20 protein-coding genes are annotated in these 17,860 nt (G+C 56.9%); 13 read left to right on the top strand and 7 right to left on the bottom strand.

The annotated features are described in order from the left end of the window. Positions 1 to 20: 20 nt before the first annotated feature. From ACTG39_RS06605 to ACTG39_RS06615, 3 genes are all read right to left on the bottom strand, one after another. Positions 21 to 896, bottom strand: coding sequence for a lysophospholipid acyltransferase family protein (locus ACTG39_RS06605; protein WP_439106744.1), 876 nt, complete (start codon positions 894 to 896; stop codon positions 21 to 23). Positions 897 to 963: 67 nt separating this feature from the next. Beyond that, positions 964 to 1,533: an NnrU family protein gene (locus tag ACTG39_RS06610; protein ID WP_439106745.1), complete on the bottom strand. Its 570-nt coding sequence runs from the start codon at positions 1,531 to 1,533 to the stop codon at positions 964 to 966. A 107-nt stretch (positions 1,534 to 1,640) separates the two neighbouring features. After that, positions 1,641 to 2,504 (bottom strand): HAD family hydrolase, encoded by an 864-nt coding sequence (locus ACTG39_RS06615; RefSeq protein ID WP_439106746.1) that lies wholly within the window; start codon positions 2,502 to 2,504, stop codon positions 1,641 to 1,643. A 71-nt stretch (positions 2,505 to 2,575) separates the two neighbouring features. Between ACTG39_RS06615 and ACTG39_RS06620 the strand changes: the two genes are divergently transcribed. Beyond that, entirely contained in the window at positions 2,576 to 3,478 is a 903-nt protein-coding gene (locus ACTG39_RS06620) for a hydrogen peroxide-inducible genes activator (RefSeq protein WP_439106747.1), read from the top strand. A gap of 22 nt (positions 3,479 to 3,500) precedes the next feature. Here the strand turns inward: ACTG39_RS06620 and ACTG39_RS06625 are convergent, their stop codons facing one another. Together ACTG39_RS06625 and ACTG39_RS06630 are read right to left on the bottom strand one after the other, a co-directional pair. After that, positions 3,501 to 4,334: an ion transporter gene (locus ACTG39_RS06625; RefSeq protein ID WP_439106748.1), complete on the bottom strand. Its 834-nt coding sequence runs from the start codon at positions 4,332 to 4,334 to the stop codon at positions 3,501 to 3,503. Next, positions 4,331 to 4,984, bottom strand: a complete 654-nt coding sequence (locus ACTG39_RS06630; RefSeq protein WP_439106749.1) for an arylesterase — start codon at positions 4,982 to 4,984, stop codon at positions 4,331 to 4,333. The genes ACTG39_RS06625 and ACTG39_RS06630 overlap by 4 nt, the downstream gene beginning before the upstream one ends. Before the next feature lie 10 nt (positions 4,985 to 4,994). Between ACTG39_RS06630 and ACTG39_RS06635 the strand changes: the two genes are divergently transcribed. After that, positions 4,995 to 5,672 (top strand): ABC transporter ATP-binding protein, encoded by a 678-nt coding sequence (locus ACTG39_RS06635; RefSeq protein WP_439106750.1) that lies wholly within the window; start codon positions 4,995 to 4,997, stop codon positions 5,670 to 5,672. A 1-nt stretch (position 5,673) separates the two neighbouring features. Then, on the top strand, positions 5,674 to 8,142 hold the full coding sequence (locus ACTG39_RS06640; RefSeq protein WP_439106751.1) for an ABC transporter permease: 2,469 nt from the start codon (positions 5,674 to 5,676) through the stop codon (positions 8,140 to 8,142). A 34-nt stretch (positions 8,143 to 8,176) separates the two neighbouring features. Here the strand turns inward: ACTG39_RS06640 and ACTG39_RS06645 are convergent, their stop codons facing one another. Then, the gene (locus tag ACTG39_RS06645) at positions 8,177 to 8,800 is read right to left on the bottom strand and encodes a TetR/AcrR family transcriptional regulator (RefSeq protein WP_439106752.1); all 624 of its coding nucleotides are present in this window, start codon (positions 8,798 to 8,800) and stop codon (positions 8,177 to 8,179) included. 18 nt (positions 8,801 to 8,818) lie between these two features. Continuing rightward, positions 8,819 to 9,799, bottom strand: a complete 981-nt coding sequence (locus ACTG39_RS06650; protein WP_439106753.1) for a malate dehydrogenase — start codon at positions 9,797 to 9,799, stop codon at positions 8,819 to 8,821. A gap of 157 nt (positions 9,800 to 9,956) precedes the next feature. On the opposite strand from ACTG39_RS06650, the gene ttcA reads away from it, so the two are divergent. From ttcA to ACTG39_RS06700, 10 genes are all read left to right on the top strand, one after another. Beyond that, the gene (ttcA, locus tag ACTG39_RS06655; RefSeq protein ID WP_439106754.1) at positions 9,957 to 10,814 is read left to right on the top strand and encodes a tRNA 2-thiocytidine(32) synthetase TtcA; all 858 of its coding nucleotides are present in this window, start codon (positions 9,957 to 9,959) and stop codon (positions 10,812 to 10,814) included. 3 nt (positions 10,815 to 10,817) lie between these two features. Further along, positions 10,818 to 11,423 (top strand): cytochrome c biogenesis heme-transporting ATPase CcmA, encoded by a 606-nt coding sequence (ccmA, locus tag ACTG39_RS06660; RefSeq protein ID WP_439106755.1) that lies wholly within the window; start codon positions 10,818 to 10,820, stop codon positions 11,421 to 11,423. Then, entirely contained in the window at positions 11,420 to 12,106 is a 687-nt protein-coding gene (gene ccmB, locus ACTG39_RS06665; RefSeq protein ID WP_439106756.1) for a heme exporter protein CcmB, read from the top strand. The genes ccmA and ccmB overlap by 4 nt, the downstream gene beginning before the upstream one ends. Before the next feature lie 77 nt (positions 12,107 to 12,183). Further along, the gene (locus ACTG39_RS06670; protein ID WP_439106757.1) at positions 12,184 to 12,924 is read left to right on the top strand and encodes a heme ABC transporter permease; all 741 of its coding nucleotides are present in this window, start codon (positions 12,184 to 12,186) and stop codon (positions 12,922 to 12,924) included. Beyond that, on the top strand, positions 12,924 to 13,127 hold the full coding sequence (gene ccmD, locus ACTG39_RS06675) for a heme exporter protein CcmD (protein ID WP_439106758.1): 204 nt from the start codon (positions 12,924 to 12,926) through the stop codon (positions 13,125 to 13,127). Before ACTG39_RS06670 ends, ccmD begins: the two co-directional genes overlap by 1 nt. 4 nt (positions 13,128 to 13,131) lie before the next feature. Then, positions 13,132 to 13,575, top strand: a complete 444-nt coding sequence (ccmE, locus tag ACTG39_RS06680; protein WP_439106759.1) for a cytochrome c maturation protein CcmE — start codon at positions 13,132 to 13,134, stop codon at positions 13,573 to 13,575. After that, complete coding sequence (locus ACTG39_RS06685; RefSeq protein WP_439106760.1) at positions 13,572 to 15,554, top strand: heme lyase CcmF/NrfE family subunit; 1,983 nt, start codon at positions 13,572 to 13,574, stop codon at positions 15,552 to 15,554. Before ccmE ends, ACTG39_RS06685 begins: the two co-directional genes overlap by 4 nt. Continuing rightward, positions 15,538 to 16,077, top strand: coding sequence for a DsbE family thiol:disulfide interchange protein (locus tag ACTG39_RS06690; protein WP_439106761.1), 540 nt, complete (start codon positions 15,538 to 15,540; stop codon positions 16,075 to 16,077). The genes ACTG39_RS06685 and ACTG39_RS06690 overlap by 17 nt, the downstream gene beginning before the upstream one ends. Next, positions 16,077 to 16,574, top strand: coding sequence for a cytochrome c-type biogenesis protein (locus tag ACTG39_RS06695; protein WP_439106762.1), 498 nt, complete (start codon positions 16,077 to 16,079; stop codon positions 16,572 to 16,574). Before ACTG39_RS06690 ends, ACTG39_RS06695 begins: the two co-directional genes overlap by 1 nt. Then, entirely contained in the window at positions 16,571 to 17,764 is a 1,194-nt protein-coding gene (locus tag ACTG39_RS06700) for a tetratricopeptide repeat protein (RefSeq protein ID WP_439106763.1), read from the top strand. The genes ACTG39_RS06695 and ACTG39_RS06700 overlap by 4 nt, the downstream gene beginning before the upstream one ends. Positions 17,765 to 17,860: the final 96 nt, after the last annotated feature.

Here is a 17,860-nt window from a genome sequence, read left to right on the forward strand (position 1 = left end):
GGCAGGCGTCGCGCCAGCTACTAAACGTTGGCGATCCTGCGAAAAATACTGAGTTCATGTCTTGATTGCTCGCGCCGCAAAAGCATATCAGCGATTTCGCTATCGATGCGTTCAGCGACGATGGAGCGCCAGGCCTGCAGTTTCTTTTTGCCCGGCGCCCGCTGTGTGGGGCGGGGTAACTCCAGCGGTTCGCCGAAGCTGAGGTAGCTAGCCTGAGGTCTGGGCATAGGCGTTCCAAAAACGCCGCGGAGTAGGGGCGGTATGGCATCCGGGCGCATGTTGTCGGACCAAAAGCCTGTTTGTTTCAAAAGCTTCACAATCTGTTCGCTGTCCAGAAGGTACTCGTAAAATTCGTCAGGTCCTACGAGGCCAAAGGGCACAATCGTGTAGCCAAACTCGGCTGCGAGACGGATAAAACCAAGGCGTTCTTTCCACTGCAGTTGGTAGCGCTCCCGGCTGGGTTTTACTGCCTCGTGAGCACCGCCGGGGAAGACCAATATGTCCTGATCATGAGCCATGAGGGCTCGGGCGACATCGGGATGCCCCATGGTGGCCCCACGCCGGATCAGCGTTTTGGCCACACGAGGTTGAGCGAATAAGAACTTGTCCCCCATGGGCCTCAGAAAGCGCCCGTACTCTTGCAGAAGCACCGGCAAGATCACGAAGCCGTCCAAACCAAACAGAGCGTGGTTGCCAATGAACAAACAGGGTTTATCGGGAAGGCGATGAACGTTGTGAAGTTCAGGCCGAAACCAGAACTTGGAGAACCGGTAGATGAGTTGTTCTTCCAGACCGCTTGGTGGTTCGGTAGCCAGGGCGCGATTGATATGTTCACGCAATGCCTGTTCTTCGGACAGGGGATTGCTGTCGCGACTTAGCGGCGTTTTGACGGCCATGAAGGAAGTCCTGAAGTAATGGGGAAACTCGGGGTTAGCAATTATACCGTGCGCGACACGGGACGCGTTAAATCCCAGCTATCGCGGGTACCCCGGCCAGCCATGGGTGCGCCCAGGCAAGAAAGGCGACGAAAACGGCGGCAATTGCGACGGTAATAAGTTCAGCCGTGACGCCGGGCGCCGCAGGCTTTTCCCAGGCCCCGTCTCGACGATTGATCAACAGAATCTCGAGTATGGCCCAGACGCCCATGCCTGCAAAAAGGACTACGGAGCGTGAGTCTCCGTTCAGCAAGAGGTGCGCTATTGCCCACAGGAGTACACCGGTTAACTGTGGATGGCGGATGAGGCGTTTGATCCTGGAAGGCCGGTTGGATACAACAAAGAAGTACATTGCCAGGATGATCAGGGCGGTCGCCAGGCCTCGAATGGGAGATGGCGTTGTATACAGCCAGGACGTCTCGCTGGAGCGCCATCCAAGGACCATAAGTGCTATGCCAGCGACGCTAAACACCGTCACCAATACTTTGACGACGTTTTGCCCCAGGTCGGCCTTCGCAGCTTCTATCTTTTCGGGGGCGAGACCCAGGAACAGGTGGGTTCCCGTGAACAACAAGACGCCTGCAAACAATAAGGCCATAGCATCAAGCTCCTTTAGGGGTAAAACTTTTCTGTTGGGTTGATTCTACCAGTACTGGGACAACAAAAATGCTTGCGCATGGTTACCCGAAGGGCGTCCCGGAAGCGCTAAAGTTCAAATCGTTCCCGAAGGAAGCGGGCGATACCATCACTGTCATGATGGCCGATTACCGCAGTTGCGGCGGCTTTGATGCTTTCTTTAGCATTCTCAGGCGCATAGGCTTCATCGGCGGTTTCGAACATGCTGAGATCGTTATCGCTGTCCCCAAAGCAAATAACCCGGCTAAAGCCCAGTTCCTGTTTAAGGGACTCCACAGCGCCGCCCTTGCTCCCGGAGTGGTGGTGGATGTCAATCCAGTTCAGTTTGCGATCTTCTATGGCGACCCCCATGTAGGCAACGAGTTGTTCCTCGTCCTCAATCATAGCGGCGACCGCATTGATAGCGGTGTCAGGGCCGATAGCACTGATATTAGTGATGTCGGCATCTGCGGGTAGTTCTGCAATGGGAAAGACCGGTAAATTCCGCTCTTTTTGAAAGCTTTTGATGAGTTTGTACTCGGCTTTCTGGCGCAACGGGGGGTGATAGACCGCATGCTTGTTACCGGGCTCAAGGGTAAAGAAGAACGGTGTCACATCTTTCTCCATGAAGGCCTCGGCTACGTGGCCGATTTCGTCAAGAGTTAACACGTGGCTTGTACTGTAAGTATCGAGATCGGGGTCCCAGATCATGACCCCATTCTTATAGATCTGCGGCAGCAGAAAACCGTGGCCATCCAGAATATCTGCAGCGCCATGCAAGGCGCGGCCGGTGGCTACGGTGTAAGCGATACCGCGGGAGTTTAGCCTGCGAAGGGTTTCCCGAGTGTAGGCTGAAATTTTGGACGACTTGTTGAGTAGCGTGCCGTCGAGGTCAAAAACGATGAGATCCATGGCCGTGATTATAGCGTCATTGGTGCAGCGAGGTTTGCACACAGACGCTAAATTCCAGCGAATTCTTGCCGCGAACTCTGCTATCTTTTCGCCCTTACAGGAAAACGTGGCTCATGAGCAGACATCCAACCATCAAACAACTCCGCTATCTGTGCGCTGTCGTTGAGCACGGCCACTTTGGGCGCGCGGCAAGAGCTTGCCATGTATCCCAGTCTACGCTGAGCGCTGGAATTCTGGAGCTGGAGGAAGTTCTCGGTGCGTCTCTGCTGGAGCGTAACAATCGCAGCCTTGTACTCACGGGCTTGGGTGAGGAGGTGGTAGAGCGCGCTCGAGGGCTGCTGTTGGACGTGGAGGATCTTGTCGCCCTTTGTCAGGCCTCCGCAGAGCCCCTTAGCGGACGCCTGCGACTTGGGGTGATTCCGACCATAGCCCCATTCCTGCTTCCAGGTTTGCTGAAGTCTTTGCGTAGCGATTATTCGGAGTTCACGCCGTTCATACGTGAGGACTTAACCGAGCCTTTGGTAGAGGCTCTGCACCGTGGTGAGTTGGACCTGTTACTCCTGGCACTGCCGGTCGCGGCGGAAGGCGTGGAAACCATGCATCTCTTTGACGACCCCTTCTACCTGGCCTCGCCCTTGGATCACCCCTTGGCGGCACAGACTGATCTTGATACCGGAAGCCTCCAGGGGCAGGAACTTCTTTTGCTCGAGGACGGACACTGCCTGAGGGACCACGCACTGGAGGCCTGCAAGCTTCGAGGGAGTGAGTACAAAGTGCCTTATCAGGCAACCAGTTTGACCACCGTGGTGCAGATGGTGGCCAGTGGTATTGGCGTAACTCTTGTTCCCGGTATGGCCGTGACGGCGGGAGCGTTGGCCACACCAGACGTTGTTGTGACCCCCTTCGCCGATCCGCAGGTGAAACGCGACATCGGACTCATGTGGCGAAAGAAAACGCCGCGGCAAACAGAGTTTCGTTTACTGGGGAGTTACATTATCGATCGAGTGGTCGAATGAGTGTTGTTCAGTAGATAGATCTTTAGTCTTCATCACTCGTGCTCAGAGAGCTGCCGCAGTGGCGGCAATACCGGGCATCTTCTTCGTGACCGGCGCGGGCGCACTGCGGACAATTTAGCGGCGTGCGTTTAGTTTGTCGTTTTTCGATGATATTGGCCGTAAAGATACCGGTTGGTACGGCGATGATCGCATAACCCACCAGCATGGCTAACCCTGATATAGCTCGCCCGGCCGCGGTCACGGGCACCACATCACCGTAGCCCACGGTCGTAACCGTGACGATGGCCCAGTAGACACTGACAGGAATGTTGTCAAAGCCGTTATTGGGCCCTTCGAGTACGTAAATCAGGCAGCCAAAGACGATGATGATTGTGATGACGATGGAAAAAAACACGAAGATTTGTCGCCAGGAGTTTCGCATTACCCCCGCAATCTGATTGGCCTCATGAAGATAGCCCACCAGACGTAGAACTCTGAACACCCGGAGCACACGCAGCAAGCGGATGATCAGCAGAGGCGCTGTTTGCGGTATCAGTATGGCCAGGTAACTGGGAAGAATCGCCAATAGATCGATGATGCCGTAAACACTAAGGAGATACGCACGACGGTTTCTGGCAATCCAGATGCGCACAAGATACTCAATGGTAAACAGGGCGGTGAATCCCCATTCAATTTTCTGCAGCAAATCTCCGTAGCTGCGATGAACGTCGGCCAGGGAGTCTGCAACGATGACTCCCACGCTGATCAGAATGGCGAAGATCAGCGCGAGGTCGAACCACTTACCTGCAGGCGTGTCCGTGCCAAAAATGATCTTGTAGAGCTTGGCCTGTAGTTCAGTCTGCTCGCGCTGGCTCATGAGACAGTGCGCTCGGACAGGAGCGACTCAATCACCGGACGAAGTATCTCTGTGATGAGAGGCTGTGCTTCTACCGTGGGGTGAATGCCGTCTTGTTGCATGAGTTCGGGCTTTGTCGCTATGCCATCGAGCAAAAATGGCCCCAGGGTTGAGTTAGTCGTTTGTGCCGCCCGCTGAAAGCTTTCTCTGAAGGAGCGTGTATATCGAGGGCCATAATTGGGTGGAATTTCCATGGGCAAAATCAGCACCTCGGCGCCGTTCTGCACCGCGAGCTCTGCCATCTGTGTCAGGTTGCTCTCCAGTTTGCTGGTGGGATATCCACGGAGGCCATCGTTACCGCCGAGTTCTATGACGAGCAGATCCGGAGCGTGCTCCTCCAGCAGCGTAGGCAGGCGTCGCAAGCCTCCAGCGGAGGTGTCGCCACTGATGCTGGCATTGATTATGCGGCTGTTGAGCCAGCGTTCCTGTAACTGTCGCTCCAGAAGGGCAGCCCAACCCTGTTCGAGGGACATGCCGTAGGCCGCACTGATACTATCGCCCAGCACAAGGACTTTCGGTGCCACCGGAGGCTCGTCTGCCGCGCTTGTTGGTCCGCTCAAAAGTGCCAGAGCCAATCCAAGGAGCATCCCCACGCGTAAAGCGTGCAACAAAGGAGCACAAATGATTACTGCAGAAAATCTCGGCAAGCGAGTACCCATGGCAGAGGGAGAGCTTGCGATACTGAAAGGGATTAACCTCGAAATCAAGTCGGGGGAGAGTGTGGCCATCATAGGCGCTTCAGGTTCGGGTAAATCAACACTTCTGGGATTGCTTGCAGGCTTGGATACGGCCTCGGACGGCCACGTGCTGATTGATGGAACCGACTTACAGGCGCTGAGTGAGGATGGGCGAGCAGCTTTGCGTGGTCGTGATGTGGGCTTTGTGTTTCAGTCCTTTCAGTTGCTGCCTGCATTAACGGCGCTTGAAAACGTGATGCTGCCTCTAGAGCTCAAGGGAGATGCCAGCGCCAGTGTACGCGCGGCGGAGTATCTCGAGCGTGTGGGTTTAGCTGATCGCCGGGATCACTATCCCCGCCAGCTGTCTGGAGGTGAACAACAACGCGTTGCTATCGCCCGGGCGTTCGCGGGTTCTCCCCGAATTCTGTTTGCGGATGAGCCTACGGGCAATCTTGATCGCACCACAGGCGAACGAATCACCGATTTGCTGTTCGGTCTAAACCGGGAGGAGGGGACGACTCTGGTGCTGGTGACGCACGACCTTCAACTAGCCAAGCGCTGTGCCCGTCAGCTGCAAATGGATAGCGGCGAACTTATCGAAATCGATACCGAGACTGCCTGAGATGACACTGCTTCTGCGTATGCTCGTCCGCGATTGGCGCGGAGGCGAACTCGGCGTGTTACTGGGCGCCTTGGTGCTTGCGGTGACCATGATTTCGGGTATCAGCGGCTTTGCTGCGGCGCTTAAGTCTGCGCTACGACAGGAGAGCCATAGCTTCCTGGCGGCGGACCTTGTAGTCCGGGACGCGCGGCCATTGCCCGCAGAGTGGCTGGAGGAAGCCGAATTACGGGGTATAGAGACAGCGCAGACGCTCAATTTCACGTCCATGCTCTACGCCGAAGATGACGCAATGGTGCTTGCCTCGGTAAAGGCTGTGAGTAACGCCTACCCCCTGCGTGGTTTGCTGAGGCTCAGTGACACGCCCTACGGTGAGCTTCGGGAGCATCGTGGCGCGCCTCCCCGGGGTTCTGTATGGCTTGAGCCGAGACTGTTTGCACTTCTTGATCTGTCGATTGGTGATGTTGTGGGCATTGGTGAAGCCGAGTTCGTAGTCGCTGCGGCGATTCGCGGTGAGCCGGATCGTGCGGGTGGCTTCCTGGGCGTGGGTCCTCGGATCATGCTTAACAGCGAAGATATCCCCGCCACGCAAGTCGTGCAGCCCGGCAGCCGTGTTAGCTATCGACATCTTTACGCCGGTGACCCTGAATCCGCTGAAGCCTTCGGGCTGTGGTTAGAAGAAACGGTGGAGCCTGGACAGCGTCTGCAGAATGTAGAGACGTCGCAGCCAGCCGTGGGTAGGGCGCTGGCGCGCGCCGAGCGTTTTTTGCTCCTTGCGGGGAGCCTGGCTGTCATTCTGGCAAGTGTGGCTGTGGGGCTTGCCGCTCGTCGCTATGCCGAGCGTCATCAAAACTACGTCGCGCTCCTCAAAAGTCTGGGCGCAGACTCGAGTCGGGTAAAACGCCTCTACGCGGCAACGCTTGCGGTGAGCTGGCTGATCTCACTAATTCTGGGTTGGTTGCTGGCCTGGGTGCTGCAGGTGGCCGCTTTACAATCATTTGCGGACCAGTTGACGGTAGTGCCGTCACTAATCCAGCCCCGACCCTATTTTATTGGCGCGGTCACGGCGCTGGTGTGTGTCACGGTGTTTGCCTGGCCCTCTCTGGGAAGACTCACAGCGATTAGCCCGCTGCGCGTACTGCGCAGCGACATGCCTTTGCACGACACGCGCGAACCCCGGGACTACCTTTTGGGTTTGTTAGCGGTGCTGGGGCTAATGTGGTGGTACAGCGCCGATCTGCAGCTGACGCTCATCGTGCTCGGCGGGCTGCTGGCGGTGATCATTGTTGGTGGATTACTGGCGTTGTTCTTGTTGCGTGGCGGTCGTGTCTTGGGCATGCAGGCGGGCAGTGTTTGGCGTCTGGCTTTGGCAAGCTTGCAACGACACGGCTTAGGAAATGCACTCCAGCTCGTGGTGTTTGCCGTAGCAATTATGCTGCTGCTTTTACTGGGGCTTATGCGCACCTCCTTGCTCGAGGGCTGGCAGCAGCAGTTACCTGAGGGCGCGCCAAACCACTTTCTCCTGAATCTGGCGCCGGATGAGTTGGGCTCGGTAAGTACCCTTCTTGATGATCGTCAGGTGCGACGGGAAAAACTCTATCCCATGCTTAGAGGCCGTTTGATGGCGGTAGCAGGGGAGCCTCTGCCTATCGAGCCCGAAGAGGAGGACGCGCCTTCGCAGCGAGAAGTTAACTTCACCTGGTCAGCGAATCTACCCGATGGCAATGAAGTCATTGAGGGCAGCTGGTGGCAGCCTGGAGACACCGCGGCGGTATCTTTGGAGGCTGAGTTTGCTGAGCGTTACGGCATGGAGCTGGGTGATGAGATTGATCTGCGTATCGGCGCAGCGGAACTGACGGTCACAGTCACCAGTTTGCGGACTCTCGATTGGGAGTCTTTTAAACCCAACTTTTTTATGGTGTTCCCTCCCGGGCTTCTCGAAAACTACCCGGTGACCTATATGACGAGCTTTTATTTGCCGCCCGAGCAAAAGCCCCTGCTTAACGACTTACTGCGACAACATCCCACCGCGACGGTGCTGGAAATTGACGCGATCATGGCGCAGTTGCGTAGCACCTTGAGTCAGGTCTCGGCTGCGATTGAGTTGGTGCTGGGACTGGTGCTCCTGGCGGGTGTGCTGGTGCTCATTGCCGGAGTGCAGGCGACCGCAGATTCACGTTTGCGGGAGAGCGCGCTGTTGCGAGCTTTGGGCGCGGGTCGCAGCCATATCCTTGGCGGTGTGGCGATCGAGTTTCTAACCTTGGGCGTAATGGCGGGTGTATTGGCCATCGTGGCGGCCGAGGGTGCATTTTGGGCGTTGCAGCGATTTGTGTTGGAGCTGCCGTATATCCCGACGCCGTCTCTGTGGCTACCTACACTGCTTGCTGCCGCGGCTCTTATCGGTGGCTTGGGACTGTGGAACTGCCGCAGAGTTGTGTCTGTTGCTCCCGCAGAAGTCTTGCGAGACGCCTGACAGAGGCTTTGGGGTTCCCAGGACAACGCTGGGTTTAGCTATCCCGGCGTTTAATACCGTTGATAAACGCATTCACCGCAACATCGATTTGCCTTAGCAGGTCGATGTGTTTGCTGTAGAGCCCGGGGGTGTCGACTCGCAAGGTTGCTACGCCATGGATGCCTGCCCAGGAAGCGTTGGCAAGATAGATCACATCCTGCTCCTCAAACTCGCCGTTCTGCATACCGTGCTGCAAGATAGACTGCACGAGTAGCAGCGTTTCGCGGCTCACGCCTCGCAGCTCGGGATAATCCGCACTGGGTTGCACCAGAGGCCCGAACATCAGCTTGAATATCTGCTCCTGGGTTTCTGCGAAGTCGACGTAAGTGCGCGCCACCAGTCTGAGCTGCTGAGCAGCGTTATCACCACCGGCATCTCGCGCGGCAGCGAGCAACGCCAGAAGCTCCCGATAGCCGCGAGTAGCGATGGCCGCGAGTAGCGCTTCCTTGCCGTTGAAATGCCGGTAAGGCGCAGTCTGAGAAACACCCAGTGCCCGAGCTACGGCCCGCAGGCTTAACTGCTCCGCAGGCGTATGCTGAAGCTGCTCAATAGCTTCCTCGAGCAACTCCGCACGCAGGTTTCCGTGGTGATACGCCCGCTGATCAGCGACTTGGTTCATTGACTAGCCAGACAGGGTCTAGGGCAGAAGGTCCGCAACGGCATCACGTTCTTCTGTGAGCTCTTGCTCTGTGGCCTGCATGCGTCCGCGGCTGAAGTCATTGACCTCCAGGCCTTGAACGATGCTCCAGTCGCCACCGCTACAGCGGCAGGGGAACGAATAGATCAAGCCCTCTGCAATCCCGTAGGACCCGTCAGAGTAAACTCCCATGGAAACCCAATCACCTTCTGGGGTACCCAGTGCCCAATCGCGCATGTGATCGATAGCCGCGTTTGCGGCGGATGCTGCCGAAGACGCACCCCGCGCTTTGATGATGGCGGCTCCGCGTTGTTGCACCGTCGGGATAAAGTCATCTTCGTACCATTGCTGCTCTACCGCGTCGACCGCTACGCTGCCACTCACTGAGCAGTGGTGCAGATCAGGGTACTGGGTGGCTGAATGATTTCCCCAAACGGTCATGTTGCTGACGGCGGTGACCGGTGCGGCAAGCTTTTGTGCGATTTGAGTCTTTGCGCGGTTGTGGTCCAGTCGCATCATCGCGGTGAAGTTGCGTGGATCAATGTCCGGGGCGTTTCGCTGGGTAATGAGGGCGTTGGTGTTGGCGGGGTTGCCGACTACCAGTACGCGGATGTCGCGGCTGGCATGGTCGTTAATCGCTTTACCCTGGACAGAAAAAATCGCGGCGTTGGCTTCCAGCAGGTCCTTGCGTTCCATGCCCGGGCCCCGGGGGCGGGCGCCTACCAGGAGAGCGTAATCAGCATCCTTGAAGCCTACATTGGGGTCATCGGTGCAGACAATGCCAGCCAGCAGCGGAAAGGCGCAATCGTCGAGTTCCATGCGGACGCCTTCCAGCGCGTCCATGGCCGGCGTGATGTCCAAGAGATGCAGGATGACCGGTTGATCGTCACCGAGCATAGCGCCAGACGCAATGCGGAAAAGGAGTGCGTAGCCAATTTGGCCGGCGGCGCCGGTGACTGTGACGCGAACAGGTGCTTTCATGGGAAACCTCTGATGTCGGGACTTGGGGGTAAAAACAACGCCGCGCATTGTCGGCATTACGCTCCAAAAAGACAAGTTCTGCGCAGAAGCGGCGCTGGACCTCCCTAATGCCTGACGAGTACCATGCGCGCGTGTTTAATACAGGGCTTTTATCGCGATGAACCGCGATCCGCGACGCTCAAAAACTGAGTTCAACAAGTTACACAAGCGTCTTCGACGTCAGGTGGGCCAGGCCATCGTGGATTTCGATATGATCCGCGACGGTGAGCGCATTATGGTGTGCCTGTCGGGAGGTAAAGATTCCTATGGCATGCTGGATATTCTGCAAAACCTGCAGCGCAGCGCGCCGGTACGATTCGAACTCATTGCGGTTCATATGGACCAGAAGCAACCGGGTTATCCGCCGGAGATTCTTCCTGCGTATCTTGATAAGCAAAATATCGAGTACCACATCCTCGAAAAAGACACCTACAGCGTGGTGAAATCCGTCATTCCTGAGGGTAAGACGACCTGCGGTTTGTGCTCGCGACTAAGACGGGGAACGCTCTATGGCTTTGCCGAAGAGATCGGTGCCACGCGTATAGCGCTGGGACATCATCGCGACGATATTGTCGAAACGCTGTTCCTCAATATGTTTTTTGGCGGGAGCCTCAAGGCAATGCCACCAAAGCTGTTGTCTGATGATGGCAAGAATGTGGTTATCCGGCCTATGGCGTACTGCAAGGAAGCAGACCTCGAGCGCTACGCGCAGGAAATGGAGTTTCCTATCATTCCCTGCAATCTGTGCGGATCTCAGGACAATTTGCAGCGCCAGGCCATAAAGAAAATGTTAGTAGACTGGGATCGGCAGTATCCCGGGCGCACGGAAACAATCTTTAAAGCGATTTCCAATGTCTCGCCATCGCAGCTGGCGGATCGGGATCTCTTTGACTTCTTAAGTCTCAACGCGGCTGAGCCTCCCGCCGCTGGAGACGCAGAGCCGGCGCTCCCTCGCATCAATGCGGTGAACCTCTAGCGCATGACCACGTCTTCGATGCTCGACGCGATGGAGCTGGGAATAGAGCGGGGCGGAAGACAGCTGTTTGCGGGTTTGTCCTTCAGCTTGTCTGCCGGCGACATCGTGCATCTCCGTGGAGAGAACGGTGCCGGTAAGACGACATTGCTGCGCATGCTGGCGGGTTTGTCCCGCTATGGATTCGAAGGTCACGTAGAACGCAGGACGCCCTGTCTTTTCCTCGGGCATCAAAGTGCCGTAAAGAGGATGTTGTCACCGCGAGAGAACCTGCATTGGCACCCTTCGGGGGAGCGCTTTGACGAGGACGCGGCGATTGATGCGGCGCTCGCCGAAGTCGGGCTTTATGGCTATGAAGACGTCCCTGCCGCACAGCTGTCTGCGGGTCAACAGCGTCGCGTTGACTTGGCGCGCTTGTACCTGAGCCAAAAGCCTGTGTGGTTACTCGACGAGCCTTTTACAGCGATCGACGCCGAGGGCGTACTGCGCTTGCAGCGACGATTCGTCGAACACGCCTCGCAAGGTGGTGCAGTGCTTCTGAGTTCGCATCAGATGCTTGATGACGCAGTGCCGGCTCTGGTGCTGGAAATTGCTGGCGGGGTTGTTCCGTGAGCACTGAGCCCTCGAGCGGCGTGTACATTGCTCTGCTGCGACGCCAGCTGACATTGGCGTTGCGACGTCCGGTACAACTTCTTAATCCGGCGCTATTTTTTGCCATAGTGGTTGTGCTCTTTCCTCTGGGCCTGGGGCCTGCCCCCGATACATTGTCCCTGTTTGCGGGCGGTATTCTTTGGATCGTTGCGCTGCTGGCGAACATGCTGGGCGCGGAAACGCTGTTCCAAAGTGATTACGACGACGGCTCCCTGGATCAGCTCTTGATTGCGGAGCAGCCGCTGTACTTCCTCGTGATGCCGCACTTACTTGTGCAGTGGCTTCTGAGCGGCGTGATACTCGCGATCTTATCGCCGCTTTTTGCTCTCATGTTGGGTTTACCCGCAGCGGGAATCACCGTGCTGATGGCATCTTTAGCGCTAGGGTCCGGTGTCATGAGCGTGTTGGGCGCCATTGGCGCGGCGCTCACGGTTGGATTGCGACGAGGCGGCATGTTGATCGCGTTTTTGGTGACGCCGTTTTACATGCCGGTGTTGATCTTTGGCAGTGGCGCTGTGCGAGCGGCCGTGGATGGCTTGTCCTATGGACCTTACCTTGCGGTACTCGGAGCGATGTTTTCCCTGGCGCTGGCACTGGGACCGGTGGCCATTGCTGCGGCGTTGAGAATTTCAGCGGATGCATGATCTTGCAAGGGCGCAGGGCACTGACGGGTACTGCCGTTTGTTTTGCTCCCACTATTTGACCCGAGTATAATTTCGCGATGTGGACGTTCTTTCATAAGCTGGGTTCTCCCCCCTGGCTCTACGGTATTGCAGGTACGATATTGCGGTGGCTACTGCCTATCGCCCTCATTGCTTTGAGCGTCGGTGTCACCTGGGGTTTGCTGTACACGGCGCCGGATTTTCGGCAGGGCAACAGCTATCGCATCATCTATATTCACGTGCCAGCAGCGGTAGTCGCGCTAGCGGGTTACTACGTGATGGCGATAGCGGGTGCGGTGAGCCTGATCTGGAAAATGAAGATGGCGGATGTCGCTATGTTGGCCGCGGCCCCCATAGGAGCCGCGCTGACGTTTGTAGCACTGGTGACCGGTTCTATCTGGGGCAAACCGACCTGGGGGACCTGGTGGGTATGGGATGCCCGCATTACATCCATGCTCATCCTGTTGTTTTTGTACCTGGGGGTCATGGCTCTCTACGAGGCCTACGACAACAAAGCGGCTGCGGCGCGAGCCTGTGCAATTTTGGCGTTGGTGGGCACCGTTAACATTCCCATCATCTACAAGTCGGTAGATTGGTGGTACAGCCTGCACCAGCCCGCGTCGATTAAGTTTACCGGAGAAAGCTCTATCGATCCGAGCATGCTTTATCCCTTGTTGCTGTGCATCGTGTCGTTCTATTTGTTATTCACTTGCGTGTTGCTGGCCAATATGCGCGTCGAAATTCTGCGTCGGGAGCATCGTACAGGCTGGGTTCGGCGTTTAGTCGGGGAGGGTGCTTGATGTACTTCGAGAGTCTGGCAGCGGCGTTGGCTATGGATGGTCATGGGCCCTATGTGTGGGCCGCTTACGGTCTCACCCTGACCGTGATTGCAGTGCTTGTCGCGTCACCATTAATCCGCAAACGTCGTCTACTTCGAGAGCTCCGTGGCGAGTATCGACGTAGTCAGCAATCCGAAGCTAGTTCTAACGTGGAGTTGTCCTAATCTAATGCATCCTGTCCGCAAGCAACGTCTCTGGGTGGTTCTGAGTATTGTGCTCTTTTCTTCCTTAGCTATTGGTCTCGCGACTTACGCCTTGCGTGGCAATATCAATCTGTTCTATCCGCCGGTCGAGGTGGCCGCAGGGAAGGCGCCGGTGGATACGCCTATCCGAGTTGGAGGGATGGTGGTTGACGGCAGTGTGCAACGATCCGATACCACTCTGGAGATGCGCTTTGCCGTGACGGATTATCAGGCCACGGTGGAGATCGTTTACGAAGGCATACTCCCTGATCTGTTTGCCGAGGGAGAAGGCGTGGTGGCATCCGGGAGACTGGGTGCTGACGGCGTGCTCCGTGCAGATGAAGTGCTGGCAAAGCACGATGAAAACTACATGCCGCCCGAAGTTGCCGAGGCACTGAAGAACAGTGCCACCGCTGGAGTCAGCCAGTGATTCCAGAGCTCGGTCACTTTGCTCTGGTCATAGCGCTGCTCATGGCAGTGGCCCTGACCGTGGTTCCCCTTTGGGGGAGCTGGCGAGGCAACTACGCTGCGATGCGTCTCGCGCCGACACTCGCAACGGCGGTCACGGTGTTCTGCCTAATCAGCTTTGCCTGTTTAGCGATCGCGTTTCTACAGGATGATTTTTCAGTGAAGGTCGTCGCAGCTAATAGCAACAGTTTGCTGCCGCCGATTTATAAGTTTTCAGCCGTTTGGGGTAATCATGAGGGCTCGCTGCTTTTATGGGTGCTCATACTCAGTTTTTGGCTTGCAGCGGTCGCAATATTTAGCCGCGGACTCCCAACCGTTATGCTGGCCCGCGTGTTGGCCGTGATGGGTTTTGTGGGTGTGGGCTTTATGTCCTTCTCCCTGTTTACATCCAATCCCTTTGAGCGCCTGCTGCCAGGGGTGCCTGCAGATGGCAATGACCTGAACCCGCTTTTGCAGGACTTTGGGCTAATTATTCACCCTCCATTGCTGTACATGGGTTACGTAGGTTTCAGCGTGGCTTTCGCCTTTGCAGTGGCCGCGTTAATGGGCGGGCGTTTGGATGCCGCCTGGGCTCGCTGGTCGCGGCCCTGGACTAACGTGGCCTGGGCGTTTTTGAGTCTGGGCATCATGCTGGGAAGCTGGTGGGCTTACTACGAGCTTGGTTGGGGCGGTTGGTGGTTCTGGGACCCTGTAGAGAATGCCTCGTTTATGCCCTGGCTTGCGGGCACGGCCTTGATCCATTCCTTGGCGGCAACGGAGAAGCGCGGCCTGTTTAAAAGCTGGACTGTGCTGCTGGCGATCTTTGCCTTTTCCCTGAGCCTTTTGGGAACCTTTCTGGTGCGTTCAGGCGTGCTGACGTCGGTGCATGCGTTTGCTGCAGACCCGGAGCGTGGACTGTTTATTCTGGTGTTTCTGGCTTTGGTGGTGGGGGGTTCACTCACGCTGTATGCCTTGCGCGCACCATCCGTGCGCAGCCGCATAGGTTTTGGCAGCGTGTCTCGGGAGTCTCTATTACTGGTAAACAACGTGGTGTTTTTGGTCGCCACGCTTACGGTGTTGTTCGGCACTTTGTTCCCGCTACTAATGGATGCTCTGGGGCAGGGTAAATACTCTGTGGGTGCGCCTTACTTTAATGCCGTGTTCGTTCCGCTCATGGCCTGTCTTGTGCCGTTCATGGGTGTGGGTCCCATATCTAAATGGCGCGACGACAGCGTCTACCGATGGCGCAGCCGGATGATGATTCCTGCATTGGTCGTGCTTGCTTGCGGAGTGAGTTTTCCGCTGCTGAGCGACCAGGCTTATAACGTGTGGGTGGCTCTGGCGGTGGTGCTGGCCGGGTGGCTGGTCGCCGGCCTCGTTCAGGACTTTCGCGAGCGGACGCGAAACAGCCCCAGTCTGCTACGCAGCTTTAGGCGGCAGTCACCGAGTTACTGGGGCATGGTGCTGGCGCACTGTGGCTTTGCCATGGCCATCATTGGCGTGATTGCAACATCGCAATACAGTATCGAGCGAGATCTACGCATGGCTCCCGGCGAGGGTGAAACGCTGGCGGGTTATCGCTTTGAGTTTATTGAAACAGTGAGACTGCGCGGTGCTAACTATGTTGCCGACGGCGCACGTTTTAATGTCTACCAAGGCGATGACTTGGTGAGCACCATGCTGGCAGAAAAGCGCCGCTATCTTGCGTCGGGTTCTGTCATGACGGAGGCGGCGATTGATGGAGGCCTGTTTCGCGACCTCTATGTGGCCATGGGTGAACCCGTGGGTACTGACGGCGCTTGGGCCATTCGTTTGCACTACAAACCGATGGTTCGTTGGATGTGGCTAGGGGCAATATTTATGGGGGCAGGGGGACTGCTCACGGTGACTGATCGTCGCTATCGTCGTCAGCATAGTCAGAGCAGTGTCCGCGCGGAGGCAGCGAATGTCGTCCAGGCTTAAGCTGTTCGTGCCTTTAGGACTTTTTGTGCTCTTGGCGGTGTTGCTGTTTCGTGGTTTGTCGCTGGACCCTCAGGCCTTACCTTCGGCGCTTATAGATAAGCCATTGCCCGCATTCAGTTTGCCGGCGCTGCGCTCTCAAGAAACCCTGAGTGAGGCAAATTTGCTCGGGGAGCCGACGCTCCTGAATGTATGGGCGACCTGGTGTATCTCTTGCCGTGTGGAGCACCCATACCTGCAGCGACTTGCGGATGCGGGGGTGCGCATCTACGGCGTTAATTACAAGGATGACTCTGACGCTGCCCGAGCTTGGCTCGAACAATTGGGCGATCCTTATCAAGAGAGCATTGTTGACGCTCAAGGTACTTTCGGTCTGGACCTCGGCGTCTACGGGGCTCCAGAGACCTATTTCGTCGATGCAAACGGAGTGATTCGTTATCGCCACGTTGGCGTCATTGATGAGCGAGTTTGGACTGGGCGCTTAAAAGCAATATACGACGCGCTCGCAACGCCAGGCGACTCCTGATGTTTTTTGAGATGTTATCGATGCGGTTTTTTGCCGTGGTGGTACTGGTAGGTGTTGCATGGGTAGCGCCTGCGCTGGCCGTGATAGAGACTTACGAGTTTTCAAATCCGCAGCTGGAGCAGCGCTACCACGTCTTGAGTCAGGAGTTGCGATGCCCCAAGTGTCAGAATCAAAACATCGCCGACTCCAATGCGCCTATTTCTCAGGATTTACGCGCGCTGCTCTACGCGCAACTGGAAGAGGGGGCGAGCGACGAAGCCATTCTTGACGATATGGTGTCGCGCTACGGCGAGTTTGTGCGCTATCGACCGGATACTAGGGGTGCAGCGCTGTGGCTGTGGTTGGCCCCGGCCCTGATGCTGGTCGCGGGATTTGTGCTGTTGCTTGTGCTTCTTCGCCGCGGACGCGGCGCGTCGAAGACTGAAGATTCTCCGCTCACCGAAGAAGAACAGCAACGTCTCGAGCAGATGATGAGCAACGAGACGGACCACACATGATGGGTTTTTTGTTAGGTGCCGGAGTGCTGTGCGTTATCGCCGCGGGTCTCCTGTTGGCGAAAAAACCGGCTACGGCCCGATCTGCTGATGCAAGCGACCCCAACCTGGGGTGGTATGCGCAGCGGGCCGCAGAGCTCGAAGGAGAGGACGAAAAACTCCTCGATGATGCCCGCCTGCGCCTTCTGGAAGATGCCGACTCTTCGGGTGCCCAAGCTCAGCTTAGAGCAACCGGTGGCAGAGGTCTCTCTGCGGTTTTGCTGCTTGCGGTGCTGCTGGCGGCCGCGGTGATTTATCAGCAAACGGGTTCCCTGGAGGATGTGCTGATCTACGAAGAGCTTGCAGAGCTGACGCCACAGGACAGCGACGCTACGCGAGAAGCCTTGCTGAATCGGATCGCCGAGCGCAGTCGCGTTAAGGAAGGCAATCTCCAATACCTGGGATTGCTGGGCCAGCTGTATATGGCAAGCGAAGACTTTGCGGCGGCGCAGGATAGCTTTGGTCGATTGGCTGAGAAGGCACCGGAGGATCCTCAGGCCCTGGCTATGGCCGCACAGGCACGCTTTTTGGCGGCGAATCGTCAGCTCGACAGTGATGCCCAGCTCCTCGCGGAGCGCGCGCTCGCGGTAGATCCGGAGCAGCCCACGGCTCTGGGCTTACTGGGGATGGCGTCCTTTGAGTCCGGTGCCTATGGGGCGGCAATAAACTATTGGAGCCGTTTGCAGGCCCAAGAGGCACGCGGCACTCCCGAATACGAAATGCTGTCACAGGTGATAGGCATTGCGCAGACTCGGGGTGGACTGACCCCTGACAGTGAAGACACCGCAGTCGAAGATATCAATGCTCCGGGCATATCGGTGGCGCTGGCTTTGGCGCCCAATGCAGCGGTAGATCCACAGTCGACAGTTTTTGTCTTCGCGCGACGGGCCGGCGCGCAGGGCGGCATGCCCATAGCGGTGCGCCGGTTCCAGGCCGCACAGCTCCCCACCGAGCTGCGCTTGAGTGATGGCGACTCCATGGCCGGGCAACTGCTCAGCGAGGCCGGAGAGGTGGTCGTGTCTGCGCAGGTTTCGGTGAACGGTCAGCCGGGGCTCGCAAACGCGTCGTTCTCAGGCAGCTCGGAGTCAGTAGTCGCCGGTGGTCCTGATACGACAATTAGTATCGAATTACGGGCCATTAAGCAAAGCGATTGAGTCGATTGCTCATCGGGCATAGTGTTATTCCTGCAAAGCGGATACACTATATCTAGTGGTCTCCCAGGGTGACCAGCAAAAGTGTAAATTCAAATT

The sequence above is a fragment of the Congregibacter sp. genome, from assembly GCF_965662665.1.
Lineage (GTDB): Bacteria > Pseudomonadota > Gammaproteobacteria > Pseudomonadales > Halieaceae > Congregibacter.